This window comes from Shinella sp. GW821-FHT11G07, assembly GCF_058808115.1.
In genome coordinates this window covers 387,950-403,207 of the sequence record NZ_JBXARJ010000004.1, presented here as the reverse complement: position 1 = coordinate 403,207, position 15,258 = coordinate 387,950, and the positions used below count along the sequence as shown (strand labels likewise).

At 62.3% G+C, this 15,258-nt stretch carries 14 protein-coding genes; 7 read left to right on the top strand and 7 right to left on the bottom strand.

The window, feature by feature from the left end; translation table 11 throughout:
• Nucleotides 1–28: 28 nt before the first annotated feature.
• Nucleotides 29–379, bottom strand: coding sequence for a flagellar export protein FliJ (locus AC1RT2_RS10905; RefSeq protein ID WP_069061247.1), 351 nt, complete (start codon nucleotides 377–379; stop codon nucleotides 29–31).
• A gap of 529 nt (nucleotides 380–908) precedes the next feature.
• Between AC1RT2_RS10905 and ctrA the strand changes: the two genes are divergently transcribed.
• Nucleotides 909–1,607 (top strand): response regulator transcription factor CtrA, encoded by a 699-nt coding sequence (gene ctrA, locus AC1RT2_RS10900; RefSeq protein ID WP_037163974.1) that lies wholly within the window; start codon nucleotides 909–911, stop codon nucleotides 1,605–1,607.
• 151 nt (nucleotides 1,608–1,758) lie between these two features.
• Here ctrA and AC1RT2_RS10895 read toward each other — a convergent pair whose 3' ends face one another.
• Both AC1RT2_RS10895 and chpT read right to left on the bottom strand, forming a co-directional pair.
• On the bottom strand, nucleotides 1,759–2,121 hold the full coding sequence (locus AC1RT2_RS10895) for a response regulator (protein WP_069061246.1): 363 nt from the start codon (nucleotides 2,119–2,121) through the stop codon (nucleotides 1,759–1,761).
• Nucleotides 2,122–2,240: 119 nt separating this feature from the next.
• The gene (chpT, locus tag AC1RT2_RS10890) at nucleotides 2,241–2,894 is read right to left on the bottom strand and encodes a histidine phosphotransferase ChpT (protein ID WP_069061245.1); all 654 of its coding nucleotides are present in this window, start codon (nucleotides 2,892–2,894) and stop codon (nucleotides 2,241–2,243) included.
• Between the two features lie 217 nt (nucleotides 2,895–3,111).
• Here chpT and AC1RT2_RS10885 point away from each other — a divergent pair, with 217 nt between their 5' ends.
• Both AC1RT2_RS10885 and AC1RT2_RS10880 read left to right on the top strand, forming a co-directional pair.
• The gene (locus AC1RT2_RS10885) at nucleotides 3,112–3,693 is read left to right on the top strand and encodes a DUF1134 domain-containing protein (protein ID WP_069061637.1); all 582 of its coding nucleotides are present in this window, start codon (nucleotides 3,112–3,114) and stop codon (nucleotides 3,691–3,693) included.
• A 127-nt stretch (nucleotides 3,694–3,820) separates the two neighbouring features.
• A complete protein-coding gene (locus AC1RT2_RS10880) occupies nucleotides 3,821–4,969 on the top strand; it encodes a hypothetical protein (protein WP_493101767.1) in 1,149 nt (382 codons plus the stop codon).
• 7 nt (nucleotides 4,970–4,976) lie between these two features.
• Here AC1RT2_RS10880 and AC1RT2_RS10875 read toward each other — a convergent pair whose 3' ends face one another.
• A complete protein-coding gene (locus AC1RT2_RS10875) occupies nucleotides 4,977–5,807 on the bottom strand; it encodes a TrmH family RNA methyltransferase (RefSeq protein WP_493101765.1) in 831 nt (276 codons plus the stop codon).
• Nucleotides 5,808–5,813: 6 nt separating this feature from the next.
• Nucleotides 5,814–6,200 (bottom strand): hypothetical protein, encoded by a 387-nt coding sequence (locus AC1RT2_RS10870; protein WP_493101763.1) that lies wholly within the window; start codon nucleotides 6,198–6,200, stop codon nucleotides 5,814–5,816.
• A 36-nt stretch (nucleotides 6,201–6,236) separates the two neighbouring features.
• On the opposite strand from AC1RT2_RS10870, the gene AC1RT2_RS10865 reads away from it, so the two are divergent.
• Together AC1RT2_RS10865 and rpoH are read left to right on the top strand one after the other, a co-directional pair.
• Entirely contained in the window at nucleotides 6,237–7,265 is a 1,029-nt protein-coding gene (locus tag AC1RT2_RS10865; protein ID WP_493101761.1) for an RluA family pseudouridine synthase, read from the top strand.
• Between the two features lie 252 nt (nucleotides 7,266–7,517).
• On the top strand, nucleotides 7,518–8,423 hold the full coding sequence (gene rpoH / locus AC1RT2_RS10860; RefSeq protein WP_069061240.1) for an RNA polymerase sigma factor RpoH: 906 nt from the start codon (nucleotides 7,518–7,520) through the stop codon (nucleotides 8,421–8,423).
• Between the two features lie 71 nt (nucleotides 8,424–8,494).
• On the opposite strand, the gene AC1RT2_RS10855 is transcribed toward rpoH, so the two are convergent.
• Together AC1RT2_RS10855 and AC1RT2_RS10850 are read right to left on the bottom strand one after the other, a co-directional pair.
• Nucleotides 8,495–10,831, bottom strand: a complete 2,337-nt coding sequence (locus tag AC1RT2_RS10855; RefSeq protein WP_493101759.1) for a hypothetical protein — start codon at nucleotides 10,829–10,831, stop codon at nucleotides 8,495–8,497.
• A gap of 69 nt (nucleotides 10,832–10,900) precedes the next feature.
• On the bottom strand, nucleotides 10,901–12,205 hold the full coding sequence (locus tag AC1RT2_RS10850) for an adenylosuccinate synthase (RefSeq protein ID WP_069061238.1): 1,305 nt from the start codon (nucleotides 12,203–12,205) through the stop codon (nucleotides 10,901–10,903).
• A 201-nt stretch (nucleotides 12,206–12,406) separates the two neighbouring features.
• Here AC1RT2_RS10850 and AC1RT2_RS10845 point away from each other — a divergent pair, with 201 nt between their 5' ends.
• Together AC1RT2_RS10845 and AC1RT2_RS10840 are read left to right on the top strand one after the other, a co-directional pair.
• On the top strand, nucleotides 12,407–13,300 hold the full coding sequence (locus AC1RT2_RS10845; RefSeq protein WP_069061237.1) for a DMT family transporter: 894 nt from the start codon (nucleotides 12,407–12,409) through the stop codon (nucleotides 13,298–13,300).
• A 135-nt stretch (nucleotides 13,301–13,435) separates the two neighbouring features.
• Nucleotides 13,436–15,247 (top strand): methyl-accepting chemotaxis protein, encoded by a 1,812-nt coding sequence (locus tag AC1RT2_RS10840; protein WP_493101757.1) that lies wholly within the window; start codon nucleotides 13,436–13,438, stop codon nucleotides 15,245–15,247.
• Nucleotides 15,248–15,258 lie beyond the last annotated feature (11 nt).

Here is a 15,258-nt window from a genome sequence, read left to right as displayed (position 1 = left end):
CGCGAGGGTTCTTCAGAGTTGGGTCAGGTCAGGCGCGCATCCGAACCGCGTTGTCACGCTCTTCCAGTGCAGACGCCTTGGCGAACTCCGCATCCGCCTCTTCCAGTGCCAGTTCCGCCGCATCCTGCTGCACCTTCAGTTCCCGGATGGAGACCTGAAGGTTGTCGGAGCGCTGCCGCGCCGCCTTGGCAAAGGTGGGATAGGCGAAGTGGTTGGAATCAGTGATCCCGGACTTCTTTTCTTCGATGGCGATCTGGCTTTCCAGTTCCTTCGACATCCGTTCGAATTCGGACATCATCAACTGAAGCTGGGCCAGCTGCCGTCTCTTGTCTTTCACCTGAAATTCCTTCAGGCGAACTAGGCTCTCACGCGACTTCATACGCAATACTCCCGTGGATAGCGAGACCCCGGCATTAAGGTGATCGACCACCGAAACATGTGGCGAACGGTCACCCGGCATTTCAAATCAGCACCCGAAGCACGACGATCATCGCACGCCGGAAGCCGACATTTTCGCCCGAAACCCGGCCAAACACGCCGAGCCCACGAAAAAATCTAGCGATATTAATAAAACCCTACCGCTGGTAACCTTTCGTTTACGGGCATCGTTAATCATAGGTTCGATGATTTAAGGCTCAGTAAATGCGGTTCGCTAAAAAAGAGGTGGGGCGCATTAATGAGTCGAAAGAGTCAGTTAGATGTGTGTCTTAAAGAGACAGTTTAAGAGTCACATTTCTGATTCATCCATGAAATCAGGGAGCTGCCTAAAATAATTAACAGATCGATACACCTTGCCAAAGTGAATCAGGATTTGTTAACCATTTCGTGGCAGCCTCCAAATCAGGCAACGACTGGATCCGTATCGCGTAGGGGGCCAGGTACCTTGAGCGGCGGAAAAGGGGACAGATATGCGGGTTCTACTTATTGAGGACGACAGCGCGACAGCGCAGAGCATCGAATTGATGCTGAAGTCCGAAAGTTTTAATGTGTACACCACCGACCTCGGCGAGGAAGGTGTCGATCTGGGCAAGCTGTATGATTACGACATCATCCTGCTCGATCTGAATCTCCCCGACATGTCGGGTTACGAGGTTCTTCGGACATTGCGCCTGTCCAAGGTCAAGACGCCGATCCTCATCCTCTCCGGCATGGCCGGCATCGAGGACAAGGTGCGCGGCCTCGGCTTCGGCGCCGACGACTATATGACGAAGCCGTTCCACAAGGACGAACTCGTTGCCCGCATCCACGCCATCGTGCGCCGTTCCAAGGGCCATGCCCAGTCGGTCATCTCGACGGGCGAGCTCATCGTCAACCTCGACGCCAAGACCGTCGAAGTCGGCGGCCAGCGCGTGCACCTGACGGGCAAGGAATACCAGATGCTCGAGCTGCTCTCGCTGCGCAAGGGCACGACGCTCACCAAGGAAATGTTCCTCAACCATCTCTACGGTGGCATGGACGAGCCGGAACTGAAGATCATCGACGTCTTCATCTGCAAGCTGCGCAAGAAGCTCGCAAACGCCGCCGGCGGCGCGAACTATATCGAGACGGTCTGGGGCCGCGGCTATGTGCTGCGCGAACCCGAAGGCGACTTCGCCGAAAGCGCCTGATAGGCCCCCTCTCCGCTCAAGAAATTCAAACTCGCCGCTTTGCAGGCGGGTTTTTCTTTGCCTGCGGGAATGCGGCAAGAGGGCAAACAAAAACGCGGCCAGTTCTTGCGAACTGCCGCGTTGGTGGGTGGCTTCGTATCAGGGAGCGCGTTCAGGCCGCGATAGAAAGGCTGCTGAACACCTGGGTCAGGATCTTGCGGTCGAACGGTTTCAGCAGGAAATCGTCCGCACCGGCGCGCTTGCCCATCATCATCTTCTTCAGGTCCGCCTCGACCACGCAGTAATAGATGCGCACCGACTTGCCCTGCGGCAGGTTGCGGATATTGCCGATCAGCTCCAGTGCGCCATCCATCGTGGAATCGACGATGAGAATGTTGGGCAGCTCCGCCTCGCAGCGAACCAGCGCTTCGAGCGAGCTCGAGGCTTCCAGCACGAGGAAATTGAAGCCGGAGAGAATACGCTTGCCGACCTTCCGGACGACGTCGGAACCATCGGCGATCATCAACCGCTGCATTCGCTGCTCCTAGCTCTCCCGCTCGTGATGCGCGGGAACGATACAGCTTGCAACTCTATCGACGGCTGGCAAACAAAACGTTAGCGGCCATGGTTAACGATACCTTGGCCGCTGTTGTCTTACTCCGCCGCTGGAGCCATCCGGGCCGAGAAGACGATTTCCTCGGGGCTCGCCGTCACGTCGAGCTCCATGCCAGCCTCATCGGCGAGCAGCACCGTGTAATAGGGCTGAATCGAATGGGCATCGACGGACTCTTCCGGTGTGCCGGAGAGGATTTCCGCGAATTTGGGCGGCACGCGCAGCATGCGGCCCTTGGCCGTAAGCTTGAAGACGGCATCGAATTCCGGGTTTTCAAGCGTGACGTCGATCGAGCCGCCGCGCGGAATGGCGCCGTAGGCGACGAGAAACAGGTTGAGCAACAGCTTGACCCGGTTCTTCGCGACGATGGCGCGCGGACCCGACCAAGTGATTTCCGTCTTCTTTTCGGCAGCCGCGAAGTCGCGCGCGGCCTTCTCAGCCTCACCCGTATCGATCGACGCGCCGACGGAGCCGGATGCGCCAAAAGCCAGGCGTGCGAACTTCAGCCGGACGGAAGCATTCAGCGCGCTGGTGCGGATGAGGTCCATCGCCTCGGAATCGGCACCACCCTCGTCGAGCAGCTCGAGACCATTGTTGATCGCACCGACGGGCGAGATGACATCGTGGCAGACGCGGCTGCACAGAAGCGCTGCCAGATCGGGACCGGCAAGCGTAAGATTCAGATTTTTCGCCATAAATTTCTCCCAGGTCCACGTGTTCGTTCAACGCAGCCGGCTTGACAAGGGCACATTCGCGGCAGTCTCCGCGACGCATAGCACGTCAGAATTGCGCGAGGCGTGCCCGATTTAAAGACAGCCATAATGACACCACATTTGGTAAACCGATTGTTAAGACGATCAGATCAAATTGCTACATGAACGGGGCCGATACATGAAGAAAGGCGAACGGGACATGGCTATTTCAAATCTGGTCACGATGGTGCTCAGGATCGTAACAGCAACATTCTTGGCGCTACTCCTCGCTTTGCCGGCTCAGGCGCAGCAGGGAAGCAACCAATATTCCATGCAGGAAATCGTCGACGCCGGTCACGGATTCTTCGGCTCGACCTCCGGCGGCCTGGCAAAGGTGGTGGAACGCGCCTTCGAATCCTACGGCCTGCCAAACGGCTATATCCTTGGCCAGGAAGGGTCCGGCGCCTTCGTCGCGGGCCTGACCTATGGCGAAGGCACGCTGAACACCAAGAATGCCGGCCAGCACTCGGTGTTCTGGCAGGGGCCGTCGCTCGGCCTCGACTGGGGTGGCCAGGGCAGCCGCACGATGATGCTCGTCTACAACCTGCCTGACGTCAACGCGCTCTATGAGCGTTACGGCGGCGTTTCCGGCTCGGCCTATTTGGTCGCCGGCGTCGGCATGCAGGTCAACGTCAACCGCGACGTCGTGCTCGTGCCGATCCGCACTGGCGTCGGCGCCCGCCTCGGCATCAATGCCGGCTACCTGAAGCTGACGCGCCAGCCGACCTGGAACCCCTTCTGAGCGAATGAAAAGGCACTCTCGTCCGTCAGGTTAACCGAGAGTGTATTTCGCAGAGACAACCCCTGTGCAAGTTCGGACGAGCCGCTATAGTGTTCTCGTCCGAGACCCGTTTTGGAACGAGTGACCCGTGATCGAGTACGCCCTTCTCTTCGCGCTCGGCTTTCTCGCCGCCACACTGACCGGTTTGCTCGTTGCTCCGGCAATCCAGAAGCGCATCGTCAAGTTCACCGAAGCCCGCATGAAGGCCACCATGCCGCTGAGCCCGCAGGAAGTGCGCGCCCAGAAGGATATGGCGCGCGCGGCCTTTGCGACCGAAAATGCCCGGCTCTCCCAGAGCGTGCGCCGCGAGCGAGAAAAACACACGCTGGAAATGGTGAGGAACGAGAAGCTGCTCGCCCAGGCCGCCACGATCGGCACGGAAAATGCCGAACTGCACGCCCAGCTCGCCGACATGAACATCGAGGCCGGCGACATGCGCTCCGCCCTCCGGCGCGAGGAGCTGAAGAGCGAACAGCTGAAGGTCGCTCTCACAACCGCCGACCGGGAGGCCAGGGGCCGCGCGGCCGAGGTCGACAAGCTGAACTCCAGCATCGAACACCTGCGCGCCGATATCGACGACATGAAGATCGACCTCGCCACCCGCGATACGGCGATGGAAAACCTGAAGAGCCGGATCGGCAATCTCAAGGACGAGCGTGACAAGCTGCGTGAGGACTTGAAGTCGACGAGCCAGAATGCGAAAGCGCTGGAAGTTCGGCTCGCCCGGGAGGAGGCCCGCGTGCGTCAGATGGAAACCCGGCTGACGCGGGAACTCGCCGGAAGCGCCGACAAGGACAATGCTATCGAGAGGCGCATCGCGGAGGTCAACCGCCTGCGCGACAAGGTGAAGACATTGACAGTTGAAAACAAGGAAGCGGCGAAGTCCGTCCGTTCGGCCGGGACCGCCCGCGCCACGGTGACAAGCCGTCTCTCCCAGCGCCGGTCCGACAAGGTGACACCACCGCCCATCGATATCGTCGCGCTGGAAGAGCATGTGCGCGATCAGGGCACGGCGCTTTCCGAACGGCTGATGGCCGCAAAGACCGGCGAAAACGATGCCGCATTGCGCGAAGAAATGGCCGATCTTGCCAGCAAGATGATCGTGCTCACCGCCGCCCGAGAGGGCGCTGGCTCACCGGTGCACGACCTCATCGCCTCGATCGACCCTGCTCTTGACGGCGACGAAAACAGCCTTGCCCAGCGCGTCCGCGCGCAGATTGGGCAAGACGAGAACTGAGTTCACTCTACCCGACCCGGCCCATGGCGAGAGCGATCTGATACAGCGCGATCCCGCTCGCCGTCGCGACATTGAGACTGTCGAGCCCGGGTCGCTGCGGAATGCGTGCCGTGCGGAAGGAGGAAAGGATGCTTTCGGCAAGCCCCTCGCCTTCCGTGCCGAGCACAAGCGCAATGCGCCGGGCCGCAGTGATCTCCGCCACGGCGACCTCGCCACGCGGCGAAAGCCCCCAGATTTCAAACCCCGCCTCCGCCAGCCCGCGCAGCATGGTCTGCGCATCAAGGCCGCGCGAAAACGGTACCGTCAGCACCGAGCCGACAGACACGCGGATGGCCTTGCGGTAGAGCGGATCGCAGGACATCTCGTCGAGAAAAACCGCATCTGCGCCAAAGGCAGCGGCATTGCGAAAGATCGAACCGACATTGTCATGGTTGGACAGGCCACAGCCGGCAAGGACGAGGCTCGTTTCCGGCAGGCGCTCGAGGAGTGATTCTCCCCTCTGTGCCGCAGGCTTCCGGCCGAGCGCCAGCACGCCACGATGCATGTTGAAACCGGCGACGGCATCGAAGACTGCCGCCGAGGCCACATAGACTGGCACGGTAGGCGGAAAGGTCGCCAGTACGTCCGCAATGCCGGCCAGCCGGTTTTCGAGAAGCAGGAAGGCCTCGGCGGCAAAACCATTGTCCCGTGCCGGCGCCGCGCCGAGCATGCGCAGCACCACCGTACCCTCGGCGATGAACAGGCCGTCGCGACCGGTCAGGTCGCGTTCGCGGATCGACACAAAACCCGCAATGCGCGGGTCGGCTGGATCATCGATAAGGACGGGTTGCGCCGCCATGCCCGATCAGTTGCCCGCGACGTCGATCTCGGCGACGATACGGCCGGCAGCGATGTCGAAGAGGAGAGCCTTGCGTGCGCCAGCGGCAGTCACGCCGTAGAACAGGATCTGCCCGTCCGATTGCGAGACGGCGGAAACGGCAAACCCGTCCGGCAGCGTCGCCGTCGCCTTGACCGGTGCATCGCTCGGAACGAGCGTACTGGACGCAGTTGCGGCTTGCGGCTTGCCATCGCGCGTGTTGATCTTATAGACAATGGCCGCAAGCACCGCCATGAACATCAAAAGCATGATGCCGCCCGAGACGAGTTGCAGGCGCATCATCTTGCGACGAACATTTTCCATCACCGGGTCGAGCGGCTTGTCTTCCTGATCGTCGTTTTCGATATTGGACATGGCAGGCGCCCTTCCGGCAATGAGTATAAGTGAACGATGACCGACCCCTTTAAAGAAGCCGAGGCCACAAGAAAAGTCCTGACGGTGCCGGAAGACGCCGAAGGCCGGATCGACGCCTGGCTGGCGGCCACGCTTGCCGGCGATTTTTCACGCAGCCGCATCAAGGCACTGATCGAGGAAGGCGCCGTTCTCGTCAATGGCGCCGCGATCGCCGAGCCGAAGCGCAAGATCCATCCCGGCGACACCGTCGAGATCGCTCTGCCGGAACCCCGCGATCCTGAACCGAAGGGCGAGGATATCCCGCTCGACGTGCTCTATGAGGATGACGACCTGATCGTGCTCTGCAAGCCGGCCGGCCTCGTCGTGCATCCCGGTGCGGGCAACTGGACCGGCACGCTGGTCAACGCGCTCATCCATCATTGCGGCGAGAGCCTATCGGGCATCGGCGGCGTGCGCCGCCCCGGCATCGTGCACCGCCTCGACAAGGAGACCAGCGGCGTGATGGTCGTCGCCAAGAACGACATCGCACATCGCCACCTCTCCGACCAGTTCGCCGACCATGGCCGCACCGGCCCGCTGGAGCGCGCCTACCAGGCCGTCGTCTGGGGGCGCCCAGGCAAGTTGAAGGGCACGGTCGACGCGCCGCTTGGCCGCGCAGCAGACCGCACGAAGCGCGCCGTGAAGCGCGAAAACACTGACGACGCGCGCGAGGCGATCACCCATTACGAAGTGATCGAGCGTTATGCCGAGACCCCCGACGCCACCAGCCTCGCCTCCCTCATCGAATGCCGCCTTGAAACCGGCCGCACGCACCAAATCCGCGTGCATATGGCCCATATCGGGCATCCGCTGATCGGCGACCCGGAATATGGCGCCGCGTTCAAGACCAAGGCGAACCGTCTGCCGGATGCGGCGCGGGACGTGGTCAACGGCTTCCACCGGCAGGCGCTACACGCGTTCCTGCTGCAATTCGAACATCCGGCAACCGGCGAGACCATGCATTTCGAGGCCCCGCCGCCGGAGGATCTGGAGCGGCTGATCGAGGCACTGCGCGCGGTCAAATAGGCCGCCAACCCTTGATTTTCGGGCATCAGACCCTATTTTAGCCACGTGTCGCAAAATCCATTCGCCCTTCCCGCCTTCACGCAGCCGTGAAGCCTGCGGCGGCTTGAACCATTGTTTCGCCATACCTATCTGTATGATCGTGGGGTCGCCATGCCCCACGGGGAGCATGGTTGCTGACGGGGATCCGGTTTTCAGGATCAGGCTCCGTACCAAGGCTTGCCGAATGGAAGCCGTCTTAGAAAGGGGTGCTGAATGGCCCGCAATACGCTGCCGTCGATTACGGCTGGAGAAGGTGGTCTCAACCGCTATCTCGATGAAATCCGCAAGTTTCCAATGCTTGAGCCGCAGCAGGAATACATGCTCGCCAAGCGTTATCAGGAGCACGGCGATCGCACCGCCGCGCATGAACTCGTCACGAGCCATCTGCGCCTCGTGGCCAAGATCGCCATGGGCTATCGCGGCTACGGCCTGCCGATCGGCGAAGTCGTATCCGAGGGCAATGTCGGCCTGATGCAGGCCGTCAAGAAGTTCGACCCGGAGCGCGGCTTCCGCCTTGCGACCTATGCCATGTGGTGGATCAAGGCCTCGATCCAGGAATATATCCTGCGCTCTTGGTCGCTGGTGAAGATGGGCACGACTGCCAATCAGAAGCGCCTGTTCTTCAACCTGCGCCGTATGAAGAACAAGATCCAGGCCATCGACGACGGCGACCTTCGTCCGGATCAGGTCAAGGAGATCGCGACCAAGCTCAAGGTTTCCGAAGACGAAGTCGTCTCGATGAACCGCCGCCTCACGGGCGACGCCTCGCTCAACGCGCCGATCAAAACCGGCGAAGGCGAATCCGGCCAGTGGCAGGATTGGCTTGTCGACAATCACGACAGCCAGGAACAGACGCTGATCGAGCAGGACGAACTGGACACGCGCCGCGCGATGCTCGCCCGTGCCATGGGTGTGCTGAACGACCGCGAACGGCGCATCTTCGAGGCCCGTCGCCTTGCCGAAGATCCGGTAACGCTGGAAGAACTCTCCACCGAGTTCGACATCAGCCGCGAGCGTGTGCGCCAGATCGAGGTTCGCGCCTTCGAGAAGGTGCAGGAGGCCGTGCAGAAATATGCGGCCGAACAGGCCCGCGCTGTCCGCGTGATCGAAGACGCGTGATCGCCCGCTTCGCGTAGAAACAAAAAGGCCCGGCATCGCTGCCGGGCCTTTTCTTTTGATGGATGCAAATCTTACGGGTTGGCCGCGCCAGCGGTCGTCCAAGCCTTCATCACCGTGTCGAAGGCTTCTGCACCGGCAGCGCCCTTGTCGAGCGTCATCAGCGCGCGGCGACCGTTGCGGTAGGTGATCGGAATGTCGATCCAGTTGCGGGTGCGCAGAAGCTCGGTGTTCTTGGCAATCGCTTCCGGGAAATCGTTGAGCGCGATCATGTGGAAGTCGTCGGTGATCTTCGCCGGCACCGCGATCAGCGCATCGCCGCGGTCCTGCTCGGTCCGCTTCATCGCCACGCGCTGCACGCTCTCGATGCCGCCACCTTCAAAGTTCTCCGGCAGCGAGAAGACGAGTTCCACCAGATGACTTGCCGGCAACGAGCGGTCGCCATTGCGGCGGAAGGTGATCAGCGCGGTCAGGCCCTTGGAGGGCACATTGACCTGCGCGCGCACCACCGGTTCTGCCTTGGCGTCGCCACCCGGCGATTCCTCGGCAACCGACCAGGCAACCGTGCCTTCGATCGCCGTCGGCGCGGTCTGGCCCAGGCGTTCCTCATAAAGGAACATCTTTTGCGTAACGCCGATGGCGGCGGGCTGTTCGCCGGTCGCCGCCGGCGTCTGGGTGTCCGTCGTCGTCGCCGTGTCCGTACCGGCCGGGGTCTGCGTCGTGCCGTCCGTCCCGGTGGGAGTAGTAGCAGTATCGCCCGTGGTCGCAGCAGCGCCGCCCGTGGTCGTAGCGCCGCCAGTGGCAGACGCACCGCCCTGGGCGGCATCTGCCGTTTCCGTCGACTGGGCAGCCACCGACTTGCCTTCTTCCGGCGTTGCGCCGTCAAGTGCCGGCGCCGGGCCTTGGTCGACTTCGGAACCGTCGGTCAACAGGCGCTGCGTGAACTTGCCGCTGCTGTTTTGCGAGGTAGAGGCAACTTCGGTCGTCGTGGGCGTCGTACCGGCGGCATCGTCCGTCGGGGTCTGGGCCGTTTCGGCCGGCGTGGTGTCGGCCGGCAGGTTGCGGCCGCCTTCTGCGGTCTGGTTGGTCTGCGTGGTTTCCGCAGGCGTCTCGGTCGACGGGGCCGTGAACGACGCGATGCGCTCGTTGACCCAGCCGTTCACCATGTCGCGGTTGAACCAATACCCCGCACCCGCGCCGCCGATGATGGCGATGAGCGCGACCAGCGCCACGAGGGCTGCAAAATTGATGCGCGACTTGCGCGGCTCCGCCCGGAACGAACGCTGCGGTGCGCGGGCCGTTTCGACCGTAGGCGTCGGGGAGACAGCCGCATCGGCGAGCCCGGCCTCTGCCATGGCGGCAGTTCCCGCAACCGCCGCACCGGCCTTCGGCCCATTCTGGCCAAGAAGTTCGTCGAGGTCGCCCCAATCCCGTGCCGGAGCGGCTTTCTCCGCCGTGTCCGCAGGCTGCACGGCCTTCTCGTCCGGCCAGTCCCAGGCAAGCGGATCGGTTGCGGTATCGACAGGTTGCGCAGGAGTGTCCGCCGTCTCAACGACGGGCGTCGCCTCGTTCCAGTTCCACTGCGCCTCTGCCGACGGCATGCGGGCATCCGCGACCGGCTCGGCATCCGGCACCTGTTCATCGTGAACCGGATAGACCTGCGCTTCCGGCTCGACGGCAGCACCGGACTGAGGCTCTCCCGTCGTGTTTTCGGTCGCGGTCTCCGGCTCCTGCCAGGACGGCACATAGTCGTCCGCCGGGGCGGCCTCGACCTGCCAGGACGGTTCGACATGCGCCTCCGCAGCTACCGGCTGCGGCTCGTCCGCTATCGCCTCTTCAACCACAGGCTCGCGCGGCTCGGGCCCGACATCGGCTTCGACAGCTGGCGCTTGCTCAACCGGCGCCTCGGCAACGGGCTCGTCTTCAACGACGCTCTCAGCCGGCGCATCCTCTTGGGATTCCACCGGCTCAGCAACGGGCTGCTCAACGGGCTCGGCGTGCTGTTCCGGCTCGGCTTCGGCAGGCTCGGCCTCCCGTTCAGCTTCGGCAGGCTCCGCCTCCGGCTCGACGTCGGCAACCTCGGCTTCCGGCTCAGCGGCGGCGGTCTCTTCGACCACCGGCTCCGGCTGCACGGCCTCTTCGACAGGCTCGGTTGCGAGATCCTCGACGGGTTCGGGCGCGGGCTCTTCGACGGGAAGTGCCTCGGCGTGCTCGCCCTCGACGTCGCCGATCGCCGCTTCGAGCTTGTCAAGCTGACGCTTCACGAGGTCATCAGAAGGGCGCGGGTTCATGGATTCGAGCTGCCTGCGGACGGCGCCGCGGGCCTTCTCGTAAACCTTCTGCCGCATCTCGGCATTGTTGTCCGAGAGGCCATCAACGGCCCTTCGAATGACTGCTACAAAATCCGCCATCAGAACTTTCCGTCGTGTCCGTGCGCTATCCTATTGGAATACGACACGGAACTGGTGTTGAGCTTGAGATTAGTCCTCAAACGGGTCTGTCACAAGTATGGTGTCATCCCGCTCCGGACTGGTCGACAGCAGGGCGACCGGCGCGCCGATCAGCTCTTCGACCTGACGGACATATTTGATCGCCTGGGCCGGCAGATCCGCCCAGCTGCGGGCACCGACCGTCGAGCCCTTCCAGCCTTCGAGCGTGATGTAGATCGGCTCGACGCGGGCCTGCTGGCCCTGGCTTGCCGGCAGGTGATCGATTTCCTTGCCGTCGAGCGTGTAACCGACGCAGATCTTCAGCTCGTCGAGGCCGTCGAGCACGTCGAGCTTGGTGAGCGCGATGCCGGTAATGCCGTTGGTGGCGACCGACTGGCGCACCAGGGCTGCATCGAACCAGCCGCACCGGCGCTTGCGGCCCGTAACCGTGCCGAATTCATGGCCCTTCTCGCCGAGGAACTGGCCGATCTCGTCATGCAGCTCCGTCGGGAACGGGCCTTCGCCGACGCGGGTCGTGTAGGCCTTGGTGATGCCGAGGATGTAGCCGAGCGAGCCCGGACCCATGCCCGAACCCGCAGCGGCCTGACCGGCGACCGTGTTGGACGAGGTTACGAACGGATAGGTGCCGTGGTCGATGTCGAGCAGCGAGCCCTGCGCACCCTCGAACAGGATGCGCGCGCCACGGCGGCGCTCCTTGTCGAGCATCAGCCAGATCGTCTCGCGGAACGGCAGCACGCGATCGGCAACCGAGGTCAGTTCCTGCATGATGGTCTCATGCGTGACTTCGTTTTCGCCAAGGCCACGACGCAGCGCATTGTGGTGCGTCAGCAGGCGCTCGACCTTGCCCGGCAGGGTTTCGAGGTCGGCGAGGTCCATGATGCGGATGGCGCGACGACCGACCTTGTCTTCGTAAGCCGGGCCGATGCCGCGACGGGTCGTGCCGATCTTGACGCCGGAATTGGAGTTGGAGGCAGCATCCTCGCGGATGCCATCCAGTTCGCGGTGCAGCGAGAGGATAAGCGTGGCATTGTCGGCGATGCGCAGGTTTTCCGGCGTGATCGTCACGCCCTGCTTGCCGAGCTTGTCGATTTCAGCGATCAGCGCATGTGGGTCGACGACGACACCGTTGCCGATGACCGCCATCTTGCCCGGACGGACGACGCCGGAGGGCAGCAGCGAGAGCTTGTAGCTCGTGCCGTCGATGACGAGCGTATGGCCGGCATTGTGACCACCCTGGAAGCGCACGACAATATCCGCGCGTTCGGAAAGCCAGTCGACAATTTTGCCCTTGCCTTCGTCACCCCATTGCGATCCGATCACCACGACGTTCGTCATTTAATCTTTCCCATTCTTGCGCGCGGATACCCGCCCGCCTGACACAAACCCGCGCATCTATACTGTGTTGTCTTTGGGAATGCGACCCTGTTATGACGGCCGTCATCCGCTTTTTGCATGACATTCCGCGGTTTTTCCCCTTATCTGAGGCACCCGCCGACGCACCCCGCGTACCCGTTCTTCATCCGGACACATCCCACCTTGAACAGCAGAGCCTATTTCTACCTTTGCATCACCGCGCTTTTCTGGGGCGCGAACTCGGTTGCGGGCAAACTTGCCGTCGGCCATGTCAGCCCAATGGTGCTGACGACGTTCCGCTGGATCGTCGCGCTCACGATCATCCTGATCTTCATGCTGCCGCAAGTGAAACGCGACTGGCCGGTCATTCGCAAGCACTGGCTCCAGCTGCTGCTCTACGGCGTCTTCGGCTTCACCGCCTTCAATGCCCTGCTCTATACTGCGCTCGGCCATACGAGCGCCATCAACGCCGTCATCGAGCAGGCTGGCATTCCGATGCTGATCTTCGTCTTCAACTTCATTCTGTTTCGAATCCAGGCATCGATCGCCCAGATCGTCGGCTTCAGTGTCACACTTGTCGGCGTTCTTGTAACAGCCGCTCATGGCGAATTCTCGGCACTGGCGGAACTCGAGTTCAACTTCGGCGATGCGCTGATGCTTTGCGCCTGCATCGTCTATGCCGCCTATACGGTATCGTTGCGCTGGAAGCCGGACATGCACTGGCAGAGCTTTATCGCCGCGCCCGCCTTCGGCGCGCTGTTGAGCGCCATCCCGCTGTTCTTCTGGGAATTGTCGCGCGGCGCGGCGATCTTTCCGGATACGACCGGCTGGGCCATCGTGCTCTACGCCGGCATCTTCCCCTCGCTGCTCTCGCAGGTGCTCTATGTGCGCGGCGTGGAAATGATCGGCGCCAACCGCGCCGGCCTGTTCATCAATGCCATCCCGGTCTTCGGCACCATTCTGTCCGTCCTGTTGATCGGCGAGACGATGCACCCTTTCCACGTCGTCGCCCTGCTCCTTGTGCTCGGCGGCATCGCGATTGCCGAATGGGGACGGCCGAAGAAAAATAATATCTGACAAATACAAGAACCCACCTGCAAGAACCCATATTTCCTGCAGTCTCGCCCTCAAAAATGAGGGGAGTGCTTAAAACTTGATTAGATTTTTTACTGTTGCAGTGCCCGCAACATTATTTCTCGTCAGGTTTAAGCAGTGAAAAACATTCGCATTTCCGCCCGCATCTACCTCCTCACCGCCATGGCTTTGTTTTTCATGGCCGCCGCCATGATCTACAAGACCCAACACGCCAACGGTGAGGTGAACGACGAGCGGCGCCTCATGCTGCGCAACGTGACGCAAACGGCAATCTCCGTCATCGCCTCCTACGAAAAGCTCGCAAGCGACGGCACACTCTCCGTGGACGACGCGAAGGCACGGGCGATCACCGCCGTGATGGCCATGCGCTTCGGCCAAGACGGCTACTTCTTCATCAATGGTCTCGACGGCATGATGATCGCGCATCCGCTCAATCCGAAGCTGATCGGCACAGACGTGCGAGGCTTGAAGGATACCAACGGCAAGGCGTTCAACGTCGAGCTCATCCAGATCGCACAGAACCCCGGCAGCGGCTTCGTCGACTACTACTGGGACAAGCCGGGCCACAGCGAGCCTGTTGAAAAGTTCTCCTATATCCAGGGCTTCAAGCCCTGGAACTGGGGCATCGGCACCGGCGTCTATGCCGACGACCTCGCCGCGAAATACTATACGTCCATGACGACGACGATCGTCATCACGCTGCTTGCCGGCCTTGCGACGCTTGCCGCCGCACTCGCCATCGGCCGCTCGATCAGCCTCCCGATCAACCGCCTCAAGGACGTCATGCTCGAAGTCGCGAACAACCGCACACAGTCCGACGTGCCGGATACCGACCGCAAGGACGAGATCGGCAGCATGGCGGACGCGCTGGTCTTGCTGCGCAATTCCGTCATCGAGCGCAACGCGCTGGAAATTCGCCAGCGCGAGCAGCAGGCGGTCATTGATGGTGAACGCAGCGCCAACGAGCAGCACCAGGCGACCGTCGCTCGCAGTCAGTCGCGCGTCGTCGAAACGATCGGCTCCGCGCTGGAACGTCTCGCCCATGGCGACCTGACTGTCTCCGTGCCGGAACTCGGGCCTGAATACGAGAAGCTGCGCCGTGACTTCAACGGCGCCGTCGAGGCGCTGAAGTCCACCATCGCCGCGATCGCCGAATCGACGGCCATTGTCAACGGAAGCGCCGGCGAGATCAGCCGTGCCGCCAACGACCTCTCGCAGCGCACCGAACAGCAGGCTGCCTCGCTTGAGGAGACCGCCGCCGCACTCGACGAAATTACCGCCGCCGTGCAGAATTCGACGAGCCGCGCCGAGGAAGCCAAGCGCATGGTCGCCGATGCCCGTACCGGCGCTGCCCGCTCGAGCGATGTCGTGCGCAACGCCATCGACGCGATGGGCCGCATCGAAAACTCCTCCTCCAGGATCGGCGAAATCATCGGCGTCATCGACGACATCGCCTTCCAGACCAACCTGCTCGCGCTGAATGCCGGCGTCGAGGCGGCGCGTGCCGGCGAAGCCGGCAAGGGTTTTGCCGTCGTGGCGCAGGAAGTGCGCGAACTGGCGCAGCGCTCCGCCAACGCAGCCAAGGAGATCAAGACGCTCATCAACGCTTCGTCGACGGAAGTTTCCGCCGGTGTGTCGCTGGTGGAGGAAACCGGCACCTCGCTTGCCGACATCGAGCGCCGCGTTAACGAGATCAACGACCGCATCGTGGCGATTGCCACCGCCGCGCAGGAGCAATCGGTTGGCCTGCGGGAAATCAACACCGCCGTCAATCAGATGGACCAGATGACCCAGCAGAACGCCGCCATGGTGGAGGAGACGTCAGCCGCCAGCCAGACGCTCGCCGAGGAAAGTGGTCAGCTTGCCGGCCGGATCGCCCACTTCCAGCTTGCCGACACCAGCCGCAGCCACATGCGCCGCGCCGCCTGATCGCAAAGAGG

Coding starts and splice junctions, on each gene's coding strand:
- AC1RT2_RS10905 (WP_069061247.1), bottom strand. CDS start 379: ATGAAGTCGCGTGAGAGCCTAGTTCGCCTGAAGGAATTTCAGGTGAAA.
- ctrA (WP_037163974.1), top strand. CDS start 909: ATGCGGGTTCTACTTATTGAGGACGACAGCGCGACAGCGCAGAGCATC.
- AC1RT2_RS10895 (WP_069061246.1), bottom strand. CDS start 2,121: ATGCAGCGGTTGATGATCGCCGATGGTTCCGACGTCGTCCGGAAGGTC.
- chpT (WP_069061245.1), bottom strand. CDS start 2,894: ATGGCGAAAAATCTGAATCTTACGCTTGCCGGTCCCGATCTGGCAGCG.
- AC1RT2_RS10885 (WP_069061637.1), top strand. CDS start 3,112: ATGGCTATTTCAAATCTGGTCACGATGGTGCTCAGGATCGTAACAGCA.
- AC1RT2_RS10875 (WP_493101765.1), bottom strand. CDS start 5,807: ATGGCGGCGCAACCCGTCCTTATCGATGATCCAGCCGACCCGCGCATT.
- AC1RT2_RS10870 (WP_493101763.1), bottom strand. CDS start 6,200: ATGTCCAATATCGAAAACGACGATCAGGAAGACAAGCCGCTCGACCCG.
- AC1RT2_RS10865 (WP_493101761.1), top strand. CDS start 6,237: ATGACCGACCCCTTTAAAGAAGCCGAGGCCACAAGAAAAGTCCTGACG.
- rpoH (WP_069061240.1), top strand. CDS start 7,518: ATGGCCCGCAATACGCTGCCGTCGATTACGGCTGGAGAAGGTGGTCTC.
- AC1RT2_RS10855 (WP_493101759.1), bottom strand. CDS start 10,831: ATGGCGGATTTTGTAGCAGTCATTCGAAGGGCCGTTGATGGCCTCTCG.
- AC1RT2_RS10850 (WP_069061238.1), bottom strand. CDS start 12,205: ATGACGAACGTCGTGGTGATCGGATCGCAATGGGGTGACGAAGGCAAG.